The sequence below is a fragment of the Pseudomonas sp. LBUM1657 genome (genome assembly GCF_059716075.1).
The window spans coordinates 867,329-885,125 of sequence record NZ_CP166799.1; the positions used below are offsets into that span (position 1 = coordinate 867,329).

Annotated in this window: 16 protein-coding genes; 6 read left to right on the forward strand and 10 right to left on the reverse strand. The window is 59.2% G+C overall.

Annotated elements, in window-relative coordinates; all coding sequences use genetic code 11:
• Window positions 1–131: 131 nt before the first annotated feature.
• Window positions 132–551, forward strand: a complete 420-nt coding sequence (locus ACA055_RS03895; RefSeq protein WP_497682439.1) for a hypothetical protein — start codon at window positions 132–134, stop codon at window positions 549–551.
• Window positions 552–627: 76 nt separating this feature from the next.
• Here the strand turns inward: ACA055_RS03895 and ACA055_RS03900 are convergent, their stop codons facing one another.
• The gene (locus ACA055_RS03900; protein WP_497682440.1) at window positions 628–3,156 is read right to left on the reverse strand and encodes a PepSY domain-containing protein; all 2,529 of its coding nucleotides are present in this window, start codon (window positions 3,154–3,156) and stop codon (window positions 628–630) included.
• 132 nt (window positions 3,157–3,288) lie between these two features.
• Window positions 3,289–5,604: a TonB-dependent receptor gene (locus tag ACA055_RS03905; protein WP_497682441.1), complete on the reverse strand. Its 2,316-nt coding sequence runs from the start codon at window positions 5,602–5,604 to the stop codon at window positions 3,289–3,291.
• Window positions 5,605–5,811: 207 nt separating this feature from the next.
• Between ACA055_RS03905 and ACA055_RS03910 the strand changes: the two genes are divergently transcribed.
• Together ACA055_RS03910 and ACA055_RS03915 are read left to right on the forward strand one after the other, a co-directional pair.
• Window positions 5,812–6,492 (forward strand): Fe2+-dependent dioxygenase, encoded by a 681-nt coding sequence (locus ACA055_RS03910; protein ID WP_497682442.1) that lies wholly within the window; start codon window positions 5,812–5,814, stop codon window positions 6,490–6,492.
• A 57-nt stretch (window positions 6,493–6,549) separates the two neighbouring features.
• The gene (locus ACA055_RS03915) at window positions 6,550–7,293 is read left to right on the forward strand and encodes a tetratricopeptide repeat protein (RefSeq protein WP_497684356.1); all 744 of its coding nucleotides are present in this window, start codon (window positions 6,550–6,552) and stop codon (window positions 7,291–7,293) included.
• 16 nt (window positions 7,294–7,309) lie between these two features.
• Here the strand turns inward: ACA055_RS03915 and ACA055_RS03920 are convergent, their stop codons facing one another.
• The 5 genes from ACA055_RS03920 to ACA055_RS03940 all read right to left on the reverse strand — a co-directional run bounded on the left by ACA055_RS03920 (window position 7,310) and on the right by ACA055_RS03940 (window position 12,368).
• Window positions 7,310–8,473: a type III PLP-dependent enzyme gene (locus ACA055_RS03920; RefSeq protein WP_497682443.1), complete on the reverse strand. Its 1,164-nt coding sequence runs from the start codon at window positions 8,471–8,473 to the stop codon at window positions 7,310–7,312.
• A 468-nt stretch (window positions 8,474–8,941) separates the two neighbouring features.
• Entirely contained in the window at window positions 8,942–10,099 is a 1,158-nt protein-coding gene (locus ACA055_RS03925; protein ID WP_497682444.1) for an osmoprotectant ABC transporter ATP-binding protein OsmV, read from the reverse strand.
• Complete coding sequence (locus tag ACA055_RS03930; protein ID WP_477790635.1) at window positions 10,096–10,749, reverse strand: ABC transporter permease; 654 nt, start codon at window positions 10,747–10,749, stop codon at window positions 10,096–10,098. The genes ACA055_RS03925 and ACA055_RS03930 overlap by 4 nt, the downstream gene beginning before the upstream one ends.
• A 12-nt stretch (window positions 10,750–10,761) precedes the next feature.
• Window positions 10,762–11,655: a glycine betaine ABC transporter substrate-binding protein gene (locus ACA055_RS03935; protein ID WP_497682445.1), complete on the reverse strand. Its 894-nt coding sequence runs from the start codon at window positions 11,653–11,655 to the stop codon at window positions 10,762–10,764.
• A 20-nt stretch (window positions 11,656–11,675) separates the two neighbouring features.
• A complete protein-coding gene (locus ACA055_RS03940; RefSeq protein ID WP_219734696.1) occupies window positions 11,676–12,368 on the reverse strand; it encodes an ABC transporter permease in 693 nt (230 codons plus the stop codon).
• Between ACA055_RS03940 and ACA055_RS03945 the strand changes: the two genes are divergently transcribed.
• The 3 genes from ACA055_RS03945 to ACA055_RS03955 all read left to right on the forward strand — a co-directional run bounded on the left by ACA055_RS03945 (window position 12,258) and on the right by ACA055_RS03955 (window position 14,788).
• A complete protein-coding gene (locus ACA055_RS03945) occupies window positions 12,258–12,521 on the forward strand; it encodes a hypothetical protein (RefSeq protein WP_497684520.1) in 264 nt (87 codons plus the stop codon). The two genes, ACA055_RS03940 and ACA055_RS03945, sit on opposite strands and share 111 nt — an antisense overlap.
• A gap of 200 nt (window positions 12,522–12,721) precedes the next feature.
• A complete protein-coding gene (locus tag ACA055_RS03950; protein WP_497682446.1) occupies window positions 12,722–14,305 on the forward strand; it encodes a peptide chain release factor 3 in 1,584 nt (527 codons plus the stop codon).
• 246 nt (window positions 14,306–14,551) lie between these two features.
• The gene (locus ACA055_RS03955) at window positions 14,552–14,788 is read left to right on the forward strand and encodes a hypothetical protein (protein ID WP_497682447.1); all 237 of its coding nucleotides are present in this window, start codon (window positions 14,552–14,554) and stop codon (window positions 14,786–14,788) included.
• A gap of 134 nt (window positions 14,789–14,922) precedes the next feature.
• Here ACA055_RS03955 and ACA055_RS03960 read toward each other — a convergent pair whose 3' ends face one another.
• From ACA055_RS03960 to ACA055_RS03970, 3 genes are read right to left on the reverse strand one after another with little or no spacing between them, the layout of a single operon-like run.
• A complete protein-coding gene (locus ACA055_RS03960; RefSeq protein WP_497682448.1) occupies window positions 14,923–15,903 on the reverse strand; it encodes a peptide ABC transporter ATP-binding protein in 981 nt (326 codons plus the stop codon).
• The gene (locus ACA055_RS03965; protein ID WP_497682449.1) at window positions 15,903–16,871 is read right to left on the reverse strand and encodes an ABC transporter ATP-binding protein; all 969 of its coding nucleotides are present in this window, start codon (window positions 16,869–16,871) and stop codon (window positions 15,903–15,905) included. The genes ACA055_RS03960 and ACA055_RS03965 overlap by 1 nt, the downstream gene beginning before the upstream one ends.
• Window positions 16,872–16,881: 10 nt before the next feature.
• A complete protein-coding gene (locus ACA055_RS03970; RefSeq protein WP_497682450.1) occupies window positions 16,882–17,793 on the reverse strand; it encodes an ABC transporter permease subunit in 912 nt (303 codons plus the stop codon).
• Window positions 17,794–17,797: the final 4 nt, after the last annotated feature.

Consider the following 17,797-nt stretch of genomic DNA (forward strand, 5'->3'; position numbering starts at 1 on the left):
GGCAGTTGTTCCGCTGAATGCAGAGCTTGCCGGCATGGGCCAATCAGCATGTCTACCTATCATTTCTAACAGGTGTTTTTTGGGGGTGAATTTTTTTAGGCTTCAAGCTTAATTCAAGCTAGGAGCAGCTGATGAAACTCATTAATGGAAAACCAAAATCATCATGGAAGACAGCCGTATCCTTGATCTTCTGCACACTTTTTCTTACTGCCGGCAAAGAAGCGAATGCAACCAATGCGGGTTTATGTAATGGCAATTGGGGGATGGTCGGCGCTTTTATGTGCGATCTTATTCCTGGCGGGGGGTCGACCATGTGTGTTTTTTTTGGGCAAGACAGGGATCGTAACGGCGCATACCAAAGTGGCACTGCCGATCTCTGTATCGTCGATGGCCGGCAAGATATGGCGACTATGGACTGCAACAAGATGTGCAGTCTGAACAACAATTGTTCGAATGTTCAATGCCCAAGCAAAGAGCAGATAGATCAACTCGAGAACCGTCTCAAAACTAAACGTCTGTCTCCCGCCAGCGATCTATCAAAGCTACCTTGAACTTCGAATCAACCCCTCATCGATCCTGACGTCATGCTGAGCGTGACGTCAGGATATTCATCAATGATCCGCAGGCTCAGTAAACATCGCGTCGATATCGACCTTGCTCAATCAACCGGTCAACCTCTTCAATGCCAAGCACTTCGTTAAGCACGTGATCCACCCCTGACGCCATCCCCTGCAAGCTGCCGCAGATGTAAATCACCGCGCCTTCGGCCAGCCATTTCTTCAGCTCATCGGCCGATTCTCGCAGTCGATCCTGCACATAGATTTTCTCGGCCTGATCCCGCGAGAACGCCAGGTCCAGGCGCTCCAGATCGCCGGAAATCAACCATTCTTCCAGCTCGTCGCGACACAGGTAGTCGTGCTCGCGATTGCGCTCGCCGAACAACAGCCAATGACGTTGCTGCCCATCGGCAATCCGCGCCTTGAGCAAGCTGCGCAGCCCGGCCAGTCCTGTGCCGTTGCCCAGCAGGATCATCGGCACCGGCTCGACCGGGAGATGGAAACCGCTGTTGCGTCGTACCCGCAGGCTGATCGTGCTGCCCACGGGCGCGTGTTCGGTCAACCAACCAGAACCGATGCCGAGGCTGCCATCGGGATGCAGTTCCTGACGCACGATCAGTTCAAGCACGCCGTCGGCGGCAATCGAGGCGATGGAGTATTCGCGCATGGCCAAGGGCACCAACGCCTCCACCAGTGCCTGGGCATGCAGGCCGACCAGATGGCTTCTGTTTTCGGGCATTTGTCGGCTGGCGAGGGCTTGCTCCAGTGGTTGCGACAGGTCATCGAGCGTCACCGTGGCCCGACCGTCAATCCCCAGGCCATCGAGGAAATGCTCGATCGCCCACGGACAATTGCGCGGCAGGACTTCCACCAGATCACCGGCCAGCCAACTGCTGGTGGTGGGGGCCGTCAGGCCCAGCAAGTAGACGGCCGAACCTGTGCTGTCAGGGTTAAGCAAATCCCGGCGGGCCAGGGTCCAGTTGTCATAGGTGGGCGCTTGCCAGGTGTCCACGGGCGCCTGGCCGGTCAGCAGGCCGAGTTGCTGCTGCCAGTGACGCAAGGCGTAAGGGTCGCCGCTGTCGACTTCCACCGGGGCGAACAGCGTCTTGCCGCCGTGTTCGCCGAGCCAGTTGTGCAAGCGACGGGCGAAACCGCAGAAGTGCTGATACTGCCGATCACCGAGTCCGAGTACGGCATAGTTGAGGCTCTCCAGGCTCAACGCCTGGCCCAGCACCTTGCGCTCAAAACCACGGGCGCTGTCCGGCGCTTCGCCGTCGCCGAAGGTACTGACCACGAACAGCGCGTTGCTCGAATCACGCAAATCCTGCTCGCTGACATCCGCCAGCGGCTGAACCTTCACCGGCAGGCCCGCGGACTGCAATTGCCCAGCGGTCTGCCACGCCAGTTGTTCGGCAAACCCGCTCTGGCTGGCGAAGCCGATCAACCAGGGCGATGCGTCGCTGTCCGGGTGAGTGAAGCCTTTGCGGGCTTCCTTGATCTGCTTTTTCTTGCGTCGACGATCGAGGTACAGCAACCAGCCGGTGATGAAAAACAACGGCATGGTCAGCGCGCTGATTGTCAGAATGATCCGCCCGACGATGCCGAAGTAACTGCCAACGTGCAGCGCATAGATGCTGGTCAGCAATTGCGCCTTGAGGCTCTTGTCGCTGTAACGGTCATGCCGTTTGACGATGCCGGTGGCAGGGTCGAGGGTGATCTGGTTCAAAGCACGGTCGTGGGACGAGCTGTTCAACAGGTAGTAAACGGTTGCCGGTTGCCCGGCCACGGGCGGCATGCGGATGTTGTAGGCGGACAGGTCCGGACCGGCCGCGCTGTAGATGCTGCTCCACATCGCCGCGTAATCGGCGGTGGGCGCAGGGCCGGCTGGCGCCGGACCACGACCTGTGCGAACCCGTTCGTTTTGCGGCGAATCGGACAGCAGTCTGGTCAGGCCTTTGTTGTACCACTCATAGGACCAGGTCAACCCGGTCAGCGCCGACAGGAGATAAAACACCAGGCACCAGGTGCCGGCCACGGAGTGCAGGTCCCAGTTGAAACTGCGGCCCTTTTTCTTCCAGTCGAAGGTCAGCCAGGCGCGCCAGCTTTTCCATTGGCGCGGCCAGCGCAGGTAGAGGCCGGACAGGCAGAAGAACACCAGGATCAGCGTGCAGGCACCGGTGATCTGCCGACCGGTATCGCCCATGGCGAGGAAACGGTGCAGTTGCAACATGAAGCCGAAGAAGTCCTGGCCAACCACATCGCCCATGAATTCGGCGGTGTACGGGTCGAAGTAGCGCATCTCGCCGCGGCGTTCACCCGGTGGCGGGGTAAAGGACACCCGCGCGGCGTTGCCGCTGTCGGTATCGACCCAGATCATCGCGACTTTCTTACCCGAGGCGCCTTCGATTTTCTCCACCAGTTCCGCAGGCGGAAGCACACCGGCGACCTGTTTTTCGACCTGCAGCACCGAGGGGTTCAAAGCCGCCAGGATTTCATCCTCAAACGATACCGTGGCCCCGGTAATGCCCATCAGGGCCAGGACCAGCCCGGCACTGATGCCGAAAAACCAGTGCAACTGGAACAGGGTTTTCTTCAACACGTCGCTCGCCTTGTCCGTTCAAAAATAATCATCACGGCGCGCATTATGCCGTGGCTTGTCGAGAAGCATTCTTTTTTACACACAAAAGCCCCGTCCATGTAGATGAACGGGGCGTTGGACTTCACGCTTCTATCAGAAGTGGAAGTTGGTGCTCAGCAAAGCTGTACGGCCCGCCGCCTGGTTGGCGAAGTGAGTCGAGAAAGCCTTGTCGTAGTAGGTTTCGTCGGTCAGGTTCTGCACGTTCAGTTGCAGGTCGATGTTTTTGGTCAGTTTGTAGGCGGCCATCGCGTCGTATCGAACGTAGGAATCGACCATGGTGGTGTTGGCCACGCTGCCGAATACGTCGTCGACATAGAACGCACCGCCACCGATGGTCAGCTTCGGCGTGACTTGATAAGTCGTCCAGACGCTGGCGCTGTTTTTTGGCGTGTTAGGCAGCTCGTTGCCGTCGTTGGCTGCGCCCAACGGGCCGCCATCGACTTGTTCGCTGTCCATGTAGGCGTAACCGGCGAAGACTTGCCATTTCTCGGTGATCTTGCCAGTGGCCGACAGCTCGATACCTTGAACGCGGGATTTGCCGGCGTTTTCATACGAGGTGGTGTCGACCTGCACACGAGCGTTGTCCTTCTCGGTGCGGAAGATATCGGCGGTCAGCGACAGGCGATCATTCAGCAGATCCCATTTGGTACCGATTTCGTAGTTCTTCGTGGTTTCCGGCTCCATGTCGCTGCTCAGGATATTGCCCGCGCGGTCGGTGGTGCCGCCCAGCGGGTTGCCTTCCTGACCTTCGCCGAGGGTGGCGCCCGGTGGCGTGGCCGACGTCGCGTAGGACGCATAGATGCTGCCGTTTTCCGCTGGCTTGTAGACCACGCCGAACTGGCCGGTGACGAACTCGCTGATGTCGTCGCCCTTGGCGGTGGTGCTGCCGGCAGCGTCGTAGGTTTTGTACCGGGTGTCGAAGTGGTCGTAACGCAGGCCCATGTTCACCAGCCACTGCTCGGACAACTCCAGGGTGTCGAACACATACAGCGCGTAGGTGTCGGCCTTGGTGTCGGTGCCGGCGTAGTTACGCGAGATGGCACCGTTCCACGGATCGTTCGGATTCGGGTTGGACAACGAAGTGCAGTTGTACCCGCTTGGTGCGCCGATGAGCGCAGGGCTGCAGTTGGTCGTCGCGGCGGCTGTCGCCGGCGTGGTGTCGGTGTTGACGTTGTACGAAGACTTTTCGCTTTCCTCGCGGCTCAGCTCGATACCGGTGGAGAAGCTGTTCTTGAACCCGGCGATGTAGACATCACCGAACAGATCGGTCTGGTTGGTCGTGGTCTCAGTATTGCTGACACGGGTGTTGGCCCGACGCCAGACGCTGCCATTGTTGACGTTGCCCTTGCTGTCGTCGGGCTGGGTCAGGATGTAATCCTGCATGCTGCTGCCGTGGCGCAGGGTGTTTTTTACGGTCAGCGCGTCGTTCAGGTCGTGCTCGATGGCGATGGTCGCGGTGTCGGTGCGGCCCTTGCGGAAGTCGCGTCCCAGGCCATAGAAGTTGCTGTCATCACCACCGGCGTAAGGCTTGTCCGGATTGGACTTGGTGCGTGCAGCCGAGCCTGCAACGGGAATGGTGTACGGAATGCCCGAGTCCGGCGTGTCGTTACTTTCCAGGTGGTAGTAATCGAGGTTCACGCGAGTGTCGGTGCCCAGGCCGAAGGCCAGCGACGGCGCGATGCCCCAACGGTCGTAATCGACTTTGTCGCGACCGGCGACGTTGCTTTCGTGGCTCATCAGGTTCAGACGGCCCGCAGCGGTGTCGGTGAACTGATAGTTGCCGTCCATTGTGTAGCGCTGAGTCTGATCCGAACCCCAGGTGAAGCCGCCATCGAACGAGTTGCCCAGGTGCGCTTTTTTGCTTACCAGGTTGATGGTGCCGCCGGCCGCGCCACGGCCGCCAATGGCGGAGTTCGGGCCTTTGCTGACTTCGATCGATTCGACGGCGAAGATCTCGCGGCTCTGCGAACCGGTGTCGCGGACACTATCCAGGTAGGTGTCGCCCTGAGCATCGAAGCCACGAATAAATGGACGATCGCCCTGCGGGTTACCGCCTTCACCGGCACCGAAGGTGATGCCCGGAACGGTACGCAGCGCGTCCTGCATGTTGAGGGCGCCGGTGTCCTTGAGCACTTGTTGCGGGATGACGGTGACCGAGCGCGGCGTGTCTACCAGCGGCGCGGTGTACTTGGGCGAGGAGGCTTTTTCGACGGTGTAGGCCGTCTGGTCCTGGGCCTCGCCGGTGATCGCGGTGGCATCCAGGGAAATCGCATTGCCGGGCGCTTTTTCGTCGGTCTTCTCGGCCGCAAAAACCATGTGGCCAGCAGAGCCGGCAGTGATTGCCATGCCAATTGCAGACGCGAGCAAACGCGGTGAACTGACCGGTAATTGTGGTTGTTGGCGTGACATGCGGATTCCCCTCCCCGAGGTTTTGAGGCCGCGGAATATAGGGTAAACAGGTATTCGTATCAATTGCGAAACATTACTATTCGCACTGAATTTACATTCTTTACAATTAGTCTTTACGGTTTTTACAGTTTCGTTCGTCGCTCGCGTTTTACAGGGTCAATAAGAATCAATATCATTGCCACCCTTTTGCCTTCAGGTGATGATTTCATGTTGCTGCACATTCCAGGCTTGTTCGCGAAAGAAGAAGTGCAGCGCATCCGCGAAGCTCTGGAACAGGCTGATTGGGCGGACGGCAAGATCACAGCCGGTTTCCAGTCGGCCAAAGCCAAGCACAATCTGCAACTGCCGGAAGGCCACCCGCTGGCCAAGGAAGTCGGCGCGGCGATGCTGGAACGGCTGTGGAAAAATCCGCTGTTCATGTCAGCCGCATTACCGCACAAGGTCTTCCCTCCATTACTGAACTGTTACACGGCGGGCGGCAGTTTCGATTTCCACATCGACAACGCCGTCCGTCAGCCCAAGGGCAGCATTGAGCGGGTGCGCACCGACCTGTCAGCGACGCTGTTTTTCAGCGAACCGGAGGACTACGACGGTGGCGAATTGGAGATCCAGGACACCTTCGGCACCCAACGCGTGAAATTGCCCGCCGGCGACATGGTCCTGTACCCCGGCACCAGTCTGCACAAGGTCAACGCCGTCACTCGCGGTACGCGATACGCTTCATTCTTCTGGACCCAAAGCCTGGTCCGCGAAGACAGCCAGCGCGCATTGCTGTTCGAGATGGACGGAGCGATCCAGCAACTGACGCAAGACATGCCCGACCATCCTTCGCTGATCCGCCTGACCGGCACCTATCACAACCTGTTGCGCCGCTGGGTCGAGGTGTAAGTGGCGGACTTTCGTTTACGCCGCGAAGAAGTGCTCGACGGTGATCGTCTCAAAGCCATGCTCGATGAAAGCCCTGCGCGGGCGGCTCAGGCCATTCTGATTGCGGCCCGCGAAGGCGTCCTCGATGCCCAAGCGTTGCTCGGGCAGATTCTGCTGGACGGGCAGGGCATTGCATGTGATCAACCGCTGGCGGTGCGCTGGTTCGAGATCGCCGCCCGGCGTGGGCACCTGATGGCGCGCAACATGCTCGGCCGCTGCCATGAACATGGCTGGGGTTGTGCTGCCGATGCTTCGGTCGCCGCGCGACATTATCGTGTCGCCGCCGAAGCCGGACTGGACTGGGCGATGTACAACTACGCCAATCTGCTGGCGACCGGGCGTGGAGTGGTCGAGGATCAGCTGCAAGCATTGAATTTGTATCGCCACGCTGCAGAGTTGGGCCATGCGAAATCGATGAACCTGCTGGGACGATACTTGGAAGAAGGGCAGGTCTGCCCGGCGGATCCGCACGCCGCCCGCGATTGGTATCGACGCTCGGCGGTCGGCGGGGACTTTCGCGGGCAGTTCAGTTATGCCGCCGTGCTGGCGGATGAAGGCAATATCGATGAGGCACTGGTCTGGTTGCGCGAGGCATTGGCTGGCGGGAATCTGAATTTTTTGCGGGTGACGAGTCAGACGCTTTCGAGCGCATCAAACCCACACATTCGTGAATTGGCATCCCTTTATCATCAACGCTTTACTCAGCTGAACGATGAACGGAATAGACACAAAAAAGCCCATGACACGTCATGGGCTTTTTGATTTCTGCGTGCATTGCTTACACGTAAAACGACTTCAACGGCGGGAAGCCATTAAATTCAACCGCGCTGTAGCTGGTGGTGTAGGCACCGGTCGACAACCAGTACAAACGATCACCAATGGCCAGGTTCAGCGGCAAACCGTACTTGTAGTTTTCATACATGATGTCGGCGCTGTCGCAGGTCGGGCCGGCGATGACGACTTCTTCGACTTCGCCTTTCTTCTCGGTCCAGATCGGAAACTTGATGGCTTCGTCCATGGTTTCGATCAGGCCGGAGAACTTGCCCACATCCGTGTACACCCATCGCTCGACGGCGGTACGGGATTTACGCGCCACCAGCACCACTTCACTGACCAGGATGCCAGCGTTGGCGATCAGCGAACGGCCCGGCTCCAGGATGATTTCAGGCAGGTCGTCACCGAAGTCTTCCTTGAGGAAACGGATGATTTCTTCGGCATAGGTTTCCAGGCTGTTGGTGCGGGTGATGTAGTTGGCCGGAAAGCCACCGCCCATGTTGATCAGCTTGAGCACGATGCCGTCTTCTTCCTTCAAGCGCTCGAAGATCACTTTGACCTTGGCGATTGCCGCGTCCCAGACGCTGATGTCGCGCTGCTGTGAGCCGACGTGGAACGAGATGCCGTAAGGCACCAGGCCCAGATCGCGCGCGAGGATCAACAGGTCCATGGCCATGTCGGTCTGGCAGCCGAACTTGCGCGACAAAGGCCAGTCGGCCGTGGTCGAGCCTTCGGTGAGGATGCGCACATAGACTTTCGAACCCGGTGCAGCCTTGGCGATGTTGCGCAGGTCGGCTTCGGAGTCGGTGGCATACAGACGCACGCCCTTCTCGTAGAAGTAGCGAATGTCCTTGGATTTCTTGATGGTGTTGCCGTAGCTGATGCGATCCGGGCCGACGCCCTGGTTCATCACTTTATCGAGCTCGTAGATCGAGGCGATGTCGAAGTTCGAGCCTTTCTCTTTGAGCAGGTCGATGATTTCCACGGCCGGGTTGGCCTTGACGGCGTAGTAGACCTTGGCGAATTCGAAACCGGCGCGCAGGTCGTCATAGGCCTGGCTGATCATCGCGGTGTCGATTACCACGAACGGGGTTTCTTGTTGGTCGGCGAACGCCTTCATTTTCTGGAAGGTATCGCGAGCAAAATAGTCATCGACATTGATCGACATGCTGGGAACTCCTACTGGCAAACTGAAATTATCAATGGGTGCAAATGAACGTCCTCCGTATCCCCACTTTGGTTCGCCTACTTCCCAAGGCATGTCGCCGAAAGCAAAAAGGCCATGGGGAGATGGGTCTGCCCTTGGCCTTGCTGTCTCGTCGTCAGTACTTGAGCCGGATGGATCGTTTCCAGCATGGACGTTCGGCGCGAACTTTAGGGCGTGAGGGGCTTGAGATCAACAAAAAATGTCGCGTTTTTGCACGCTTCCGTCGTGCGGTCCCTGACAGTTACTGATGTAACCGACCTGCGTGACAGTGTGATGTTCCCTGCGCAGGGATATTTGAGGCGTTTCAGGGGAATTTGTGGTGCCCCATTCGCGAGCAAGCCCGCTTCCACATTGGATCTGCAACATTCCACAATTTTGTGGTTAGGCGCAGACCAATGTGGGAGCGGGCTTGCTCGCGAAGGCGTCAGATCAGGCGACCGCGGCCTCGGCCGGCGAAACAATACTGGTCTTGCCCCCACGGGACTTGCCGGAGCTCAGGTACTCGGCAATCGATTCCTGGGTCACTTCACCGAGGAACACCCGCTCGGCATCCATCACCGGCAGCCACGAGCGGTTGAACTCGTACATGCGCGACAGCAGGATGCGCAAATGCTCGTCGTACACCGCGGTGGCGTTGAACTCGCGCAGGTATTGCGCGCAAGTGCCGGTCTGACGGTGCAGGTCGCGACGTCGTACATAACCGAGCGCCTTGTTCTCACTACACGTCACGACCACATAGCGTCGGTCATGCTCATCCATCAGCTCCAGCGCATCGGCCACCGGGGTTTCCGGGCTCACCGACGGCGCGTTGTCCGCTGCGTCTTCGGCTTTCACCAGCAACAGACGTTTGAGGGTGCTGTCCTGGCCGACGAAGTTGCTGACAAAGTCGTCCGCCGGGTGCGCCAGCAAGGTGTCCGGGTGATCGATCTGCAACAGTTTGCCGGCGCGGAAAATCGCAATTTTGTCGCCCAGCTTGATTGCCTCGTCGATGTCATGGCTGACCATGATTACCGTCTTGTTCAGCGCGCGTTGCATCTCGAAGAACTCGTTCTGGATCATCTCGCGGTTGATCGGGTCGACCGCGCCGAACGGTTCATCCATCAACAACAGCGGCGCATCCGCCGCCAGCGCACGAATCACACCGATCCGCTGCTGCTGGCCACCGGACAATTCACGCGGGTAGCGATTCAGGTACTGCTTGGGTTCGAGCTTGATCATGCTCATCAACTCGCGGGCGCGGTCGTGGCATTTCTGTTTGTCCCAGCCCAACAGGCGCGGAACGATGGTGATGTTTTCCTCGATGGTCATGTTCGGGAACAGACCGATCTGCTGGATCACATACCCGATGTTGCGACGCAGGGTCACGGCGTCGAGGTCGGTGGTGTCTTCGCCGTTGATCAGGATCTTGCCCGAGGTCGGCTTGATCAGGCGGTTGATCATTTTCAGCGTGGTGCTTTTGCCGCAACCCGATGGCCCGAGGAACACACAGATTTCGCCTTCATTGACGGTCAGGCTTACCGAGTCCACGGCTTTCACATCTTTGCCGTTGCTTTGGAAGGTCTTGCTGAGGTTTTGAAGTTCGATCATTTCAGGAGTCCTTTTGGAGTCAGCGTGCGTTGCAGCCATTGCAGAAGCAGGTCGGCGAAGATGGCCAGGAGACTGACCAGCACGGCGCCGACGATCAGCATCGACATGTCGCTGCGGCTGATTGAAGCGAGAATAAGTACACCGAGGCCACCGGCGCCGATGGTGGCGGCGATGGTCATGACGCCAATGTTCATGACCACGGCAGTGCGCACACCGGCGAGGATCACCGGCACGGCGATGGGCAGTTCGACCATGCGCAGGCGCTGGCCGAAGGTCATGCCGATACCGCGCGCGGCTTCGCGAATGCCGGGTTCGACGCCGGTCAGGGCGAGGTAGGTGTTACGCATGATCGGTAGCAGTGAGTACAAAAACACGGCGGTGATCGCCGGCATCGGGCCCAGGCCCTGGCCGAATTTCGAGTAGAACGGCAGCAGCAGGCCGAACAGCGCAATCGACGGCACGGTCAGTAACACCGTGGCGCTGGCCTGCAAGGGACCGGCGAGTGTCGGGAAGCGCGTCATCAGGATGCCCAGCGGCACGCCGACCAGAATCGCCAATGTCACGGCGATGCCGACCAGGGTGATGTGCTGCCAGGTCAGTTGCAGCACCAGCGGCCAATCGAGATGGGAAAAGGCGTTCAAAAATTCCATGTCTTTTCCTCCTCAGTTCAATGGGTGCTGGCGCAGGAAATCTGCGGCAACGGATGAAGGGCTTTCGTGATCGACATCGACCCGCGCGTTCAGCTGGCGCATGGTGGTGTCGTCGAACAGTTCGGCCAGTGGCTTGAGCTCTTCGGCGAGTTTCGGGTGAGCGTCGAGGTAGACCTGACGCACAACCGGTGCTGCGGTGTAGTCCGGGAAGTAGTGCTTGTCGTCTTCCAGCAACTTGAGCTTGAAGGCGTTCAAACGACCGTCCGTGGTGTAGACCAGACCGGCGAACACCTGACCATTGCGCAGGGCGGTGTAGACCAGCCCGGCGTCCATCTGGCGAATGTTCTTGCGGGTCAGGTTCATGCCGTAGAGGTCCACCATGCCGTCCAGGCCGTCGGAACGGTTGGCGAACTCGGTGTCCAGCGCGACCAGATGACGGGTCTTCGCCTCAGCCTGCAGCACCGTGTTCAGCTCGCTGATGGTGTTGATCTGCGGGTAAGCCTTCGCGGTGTTTTCCGGCAGGGCCAGGGCGTAGGTGTTGCTGAACTTCGACGGGGTGAGCCAGACCAGGCCTTTTTTCGCGTCGAGTTCTTTCACCTTGGCGTAGGACTGAGCGCTGTCGAGCTTGTCAGTGATGTGGTTGTAAGCCACCAGCGAAACGCCGGTGTATTCCCACATCAAATCCAGCTGGCCACTTTCGTGGGCGCTGCGGGCCAGGTTGCTGCCCAGACCGCCGGTCACTTGGGCGTCGTAGCCCTTGGTACGCAGGTATTGGGAGGTGATCTCCGCCAGCAGGGTTTGTTCGGTGAACACCCGGGCGCCAATGCGGATCACGGGTTTTTCAGCGGCTTGGGCGATTCCTGCGAACAGCAGGACGCAGCCTAGTAATAAGCTTAATTTCTTCATGAATATTCCTTTGCCGAGGCTTAAGACGGGCGCAGGCCGCGTTCGAGCCAGAGGCGGCTGGCAAGTGTCACCAGACCGTCGAGCAGCAAGGCCAGCAGGGCGGTACACGCCGCGCCGAGCAGCAGTTGCGGCTGATTGTTCAGGGCGATGCCGGGGAAAATCAGGCTGCCCAGACTGTTGGCACCGATCAGGAATGCCAGCGGTGCGGTACCGACGTTGATCGCCAGGGCCACGCGTACGCCACCGATGATGATCGGCACGGCGTTTGGCAATTCGACCCGCCACAACACTTGAGTTGGCGTCATGCCGATGCCGACGGCCGCTTCCTTGAGCGAACCCTGGACGTTTTTCAGGCCTTCATAGGTGTTGCGCACGATCGGCAACAGCGAGGCGAGGAACAGGGCGAAGATCGCGGGGCCGCTGCCGATGCCGAGGATCCCCAGGGCGATGGCCAGTACGGCAAGAGGCGGCACAGTGTTGCCGATGTTGAAGATCTGCATGAAGCGTTCGGCGCGGCCAACCATGGTCGGGCGGCTGAGGAAGATGCCGGCGGGTATACCCACAACAAGGGCAGCCAGCATGGAAACAAGGACGAGAATCAGATGAGCTTGCAGGTAAAACAACAAATCGTCGCGGTACTGTTCGATCGTGTTGATGCCAATCCAGTGGACCAGCAGGGCCAGAAGGGCGACGACAACCGCACCTCCTATCAGCCCTTTGCCATAGCGAATAGCCACAGGCGGACTCCTTTTTTCTTTGTCGGCAAACGCAGTCCCGTGTGGCATGCCATTCCTGGCTGCCGGGATAAAAGCGTTCGCGAGAAGCAGCTCTTCATGCTGGTGAAACCGCATGAAATCGAGCCATAAGCGCAGCCTCGTCAGGCTAACTTGCTGATTTTTCAACCCTGACGAATAGTCGTAACAGGGGAGTGGACGCCTCCACACTTGGAAAGGTTCCCATCTGAAGCAGCATTTGGCCACCCCTAATGTGCTCAACGGTTCGGTTCTTGAGACAAGTTGGGCTATAATCGCGGCCCTTTTTTGAATCACCTGCCAGGCGATTTCCCATGACCAAACAGGCCGCCGAAGTCGCGAAACGCCGCACTTTCGCCATTATTTCCCACCCCGATGCCGGTAAAACCACCATCACCGAGAAGCTCTTGTTGATGGGCAAGGCGATTGCGATTGCTGGCACGGTGAAATCCCGTAAGTCCGACCGCCATGCCACCTCCGACTGGATGGAAATGGAAAAACAACGGGGTATTTCCATTACCACGTCGGTCATGCAGTTCCCGTATCGCGATCACATGATCAACCTGCTCGACACCCCGGGCCACGAAGACTTCTCCGAAGATACCTACCGCACGTTGACGGCAGTGGACTCGGCCTTGATGGTCCTCGACGGCGGTAAGGGTGTAGAGCCTCGGACCATCGCGCTGATGGACGTCTGCCGTCTGCGCGATACGCCGATCGTCAGCTTCATCAACAAACTCGACCGTGACATCCGCGACCCGATCGAACTGCTCGACGAAATCGAAGCGGTGCTGAAGATCAAGGCCGCACCGATCACCTGGCCGATCGGTTGCTACCGCGACTTCAAGGGTGTTTATCACCTCGCCGATGACTACATCATCGTTTACACCGCTGGCCACGGCCACGAACGTACCGATGTGAAAATCATCGAGAAGCTCGACTCCGATGAAGCCCGCGCGCATCTGGGCGACGAGTACGATCGCTTCGTTGAACAGCTGGAACTGGTGCAGGGTGCCTGTCACGAATTCAATCAACAGGAATTCCTCGACGGCCAACTGACCCCGGTGTTCTTCGGTACCGCACTGGGCAACTTCGGTGTCGATCACGTGCTCGACGCCGTGGTCAACTGGGCGCCGAAACCACTGGCCCGTGTGGCCAACGAGCGCACCGTGGAACCTGTCGAAGAGAAATTCGCCGGCTTCGTGTTCAAGATCCAGGCGAACATGGACCCCAAACACCGCGACCGGATCGCGTTCATGCGTATCTGCTCCGGCAAGTACGAAAAAGGCATGAAGATGCGCCACGTGCGCACCGGCAAAGACGTACGGATCGGCGACGCGCTGACGTTCTTCTCCTCCGAGCGTGAGCAACTGGAAGAAGCGTTTGCCGGCGACATCATCGGCCTGCACAACCACGGCACCATCCAGATCGGCGACACCTTCACCGAAGGCGAAGTCCTGGGCTTCACCGGCATCCCGCACTTCGCCCCGGAACTGTTCCGTCGCGTGCGCCTGCGTGATCCGCTCAAGTCCAAGCAACTGCGTCAAGGCTTGCAGCAATTGGCAGAAGAAGGCGCGACTCAGGTGTTCTTCCCCGAGCGCAGCAACGACATCATTCTCGGCGCCGTCGGTGTGCTGCAGTTCGATGTGGTCGCCAGTCGTCTGAAAGAGGAATACAAGGTCGAGTGCTCTTACGAGCCAATCACCGTTTATTCCGCGCGCTGGATCGATTGCGATGACAAGAAGAAGCTTGAGGAACTGCGGGTCAAGGCCGTGGAAAACCTCGCGGTCGACGGCGGTGGTCACCTGACCTACCTGGCCCCGACCCGGGTCAACCTGGCGCTGATGGAAGAGCGCTGGCCGGACGTGAAATTCCGCGCGACCCGTGAGCATCACTAAGCGCTGAGCAGTAATACCCAAAACCCCGTTGTGAAAGCTGCGGGGTTTTTTGTTGCCAACTAAATGTGTAGATCGTCGGTGTTAGTGGGTTTGGGAATAACCTTTATGCAAAACCAATCTGCCCATCCACGGCATTTCCCGGCGATCATCAACTCCTATCTGGAGAACCCGCTCGATCAACTGGATTTCACACGGGTTTGTAGAAGGCAGGCTTCAACGCCTGACCTTGAAAGGAGGGAATCGGCTATGAGCATATTTCTACGTGGTGTGGTGTTGCTGAAGGTATTGGTGTTGTTGGCCCTCGGTTCGTCGGCGGCGTGGGCGGAATGCGTGGACCATGAAAAGCAGGCCTGGAACGGGCAGGGTGAGCACAGTGCGCTGATGATCGCCAAGTCTGAATCGGAGCCGGGCGATCAGGGGCAGGGCGGTAGTGCGGGTGATGACGACTCGATGACCGATGAAGAAGGCAACAGCCAGACCTGAGCCTCAAACTTAGGGGCAAAAGAAAACCCCTTCGCTCTCGACTGATGTGCAGTCGAAATAGAAGAGGTTAGTGAGCAGTCAACTATCCCTGTGGGAGCGGGCAAGCCCGCTCCCACAGGTTTTTCAGATCACTGTCAGGCCGCGCCGTCGATGAATTGCTCGGCGTAGTGGCAAGCCACCTGGCGGCTGTCGAGCAGGCGCAGGGCCGGCTCTTCGGTGCTGCAGCGCTCGGTCGCGTACGGGCAGCGCTTGTGGAAAGCACAGCCGGACGGCGGGTTCAGCGGGTTGGGCAACTCGCCGACGATCTTGATTTTCGGCTTGTCCGGATCCGGGTGGATGGTCGGTGTCGCCGACAGCAGCGCTTGGGTGTACGGGTGCAGAGGACGGGTGTAGATGTCCTCTTTCGGGCCCATTTCCACCGGGCGACCGAGGTACATCACCATCACATGATCAGCCACGTGACGCACCACGGCCAGGTTGTGGGAGATGAACACGTAGGCGGTGTTGAACTCTTGCTGCAAATCCATGAACAGGTTCAGCACCTGCGCCTGGATCGACACGTCCAGCGCCGAGGTTGGCTCATCCGCTACCAGCACTTTAGGCTGCAGCATCATCGCGCGGGCCAGGGCGATCCGCTGGCGCTGACCGCCGGAGAACATGTGCGGATAACGCTGGTAGTGCTCAGGACGCAAGCCCACCTGCTTCATCATTGCCTGGACTTTCTCGCGACGTTCCGAGGCGCTCAGGTTGGTGTTGATCAGCAGCGGCTCTGCCAGTTGGTCACCGACTTTCTGCCGTGGGTTCAACGACGCGTACGGGCTCTGGAACACCATCTGTACATCTTTGCGCAGTTGCTTGCGCTGGGCCTTGTCGGCGCCGGCAACTTCCTGGCCGGCAATTTTCAAGGAGCCGGAGGACGGCTCTTCGATCAGCGTCAGGGCTCGGGCCAGAGTGGATTTGCCGCAACCTGACTCGCCTACAACGGCGAGGGTCTTGCCGGCTTCCAGTTCAAACGACACACCGTTCAGGGCGCGGACGGTCGCATGGCCCTTGAACAGGCCACGGGACACTTCGTAGTGACGGGTCAGGTCGCGGGCGGTAAGTACGACGGCCATTACGCCACCTCCTGATTCAACGGGTAGAAGCAGCGGGCAAGGCTGTTGCTTTTCGGGTCGAGGGCCGGACGCTGCACGCGGCAGTTGTCCTGCACATAAGGGCAGCGAGGCGAGAGCAGGCAGCCTTGTGGACGGTCATAACGGCCGGGAACGATGCCTGGCAACGTGGCCAGGCGCGTTTCACCCAGGCTGTGCTCCGGAATCGCCTTGAGCAGCGCCTCGCTGTAAGGGTGCGCCGGAATGTCGAACAGCTGTGGAACCTGACCCACTTCGACCGCTTGTCCTGCGTACATCACGCACACGCGCTGAGCGGTTTCGGCCACGACCGCGAGGTCGTGAGTGATCAGCACCAGACCCATGTCCTGCTCTTTCTGCAGGGCCAGCAGCAGGTCCATGATCTGGGCCTGAATCGTCACGTCCAGTGCAGTGGTTGGTTCGTCAGCGATGAGCAGTTTCGGTTCGCCGGCAATCGCCATGGCGATCGCGACGCGCTGGCTCATACCGCCGGACAGTTGGTGCGGGTAGGCGTCCATACGGCTGGCGGCGCCCGGGATTTCAACTTTTTCCAACAGTTCGATGGCGCGTGCGCGGGCTTGTTTGCCGGACATTTTAAGGTGCAGGCGCAGCACTTCTTCGATCTGGAAACCGACGGTGTAGCTCGGGTTCAGCGCGGTCATCGGGTCCTGGAAAACCATGGCCAGGTCTTTGCCGACGATTTGCCGACGCTGACGGTTGCTGAGCTTGAGCATGTTCTTGCCATCGAAATTCAGGGCGTCGGCAGTGACGATCCCCGGATGCTCGATCAGGCCCATCAGCGCCATCATGGTTACGGATTTGCCCGAACCCGACTCGCCAACGATGGCCAGGACTTCGCCCTTGTCCACGGAAATGTCGAGACCGTCGACCACCGGAACGGCGTTCTTGTCGCCGAAGCGAACGTTGAGATTCTTGATTTCTAACAGTGACATTTGAATCTCCTCAGGCGGCGTTCTTGAGTTTCGGGTCCAGCGCATCGCGCAGGCCGTCGCCCATCAAGTTGATTGCCAGCACGCTGAGCAAAATGGTCAAACCAGGCAGACTGACGACCCACCAGGCGCGTTCGATGTAGTCGCGAGCCGAGGCCAGCATGGTGCCCCACTCAGGGGTTGGCGGTTGTACGCCAAGGCCGAGGAAGCCCAGTGCGGCGGCATCGAGAATCGCCGAGGAGAAGCTCAAGGTGGCCTGAACGATCAGTGGCGCCATGCAGTTGGGCAGCACGGTGATGAACATCAGGCGTGGCAGGTTGGCACCGGCCAGGCGCGCGGCGGTCACGTAGTCGCGGTTCAGTTCGCCCATCACCGCGGCGCGGGTCAGACGAACGTAGGACGGCAGGGACACCACGGCGATGGCGATCACGGTGTTGATCAGGCCAGGGCCGAGGATGGCGACAATCGCCACGGCCAGCAGCAGGGACGGCAGGGCCAGCATGATGTCCATCAGACGCATGATGGTCGGGCCAAGCAGGCGCGGGAAGAACCCGGCGAACAGACCTAGCAGGATGCCCGGAATCAGCGACATCACCACCGACGACAAACCGATCAGCAAGGACAGGCGCGAACCCTGGATCAGGCGCGACAGCAAGTCGCGACCCAGTTCATCGGTACCGAGCAGAAACTGGATCTGCCCGCCTTCCAGCCAGGCCGGCGGGGTCAGCAGGAAGTCGCGGTATTGCTCGCTCGGGTCATGTGGTGCAACCCACGGGGCGAACAGCGCGCAGAAAATCACCAGCAGCATGAACATCAGGCCGGCAACGGCACCTTTGTTCTTGGAAAACGCTTGCCAGAATTCTTTGTACGGGGACGGGTACAGCAGGCTTTGATCGACTGCTACCGGTGTAGAGAGAGTGGTCATGGTC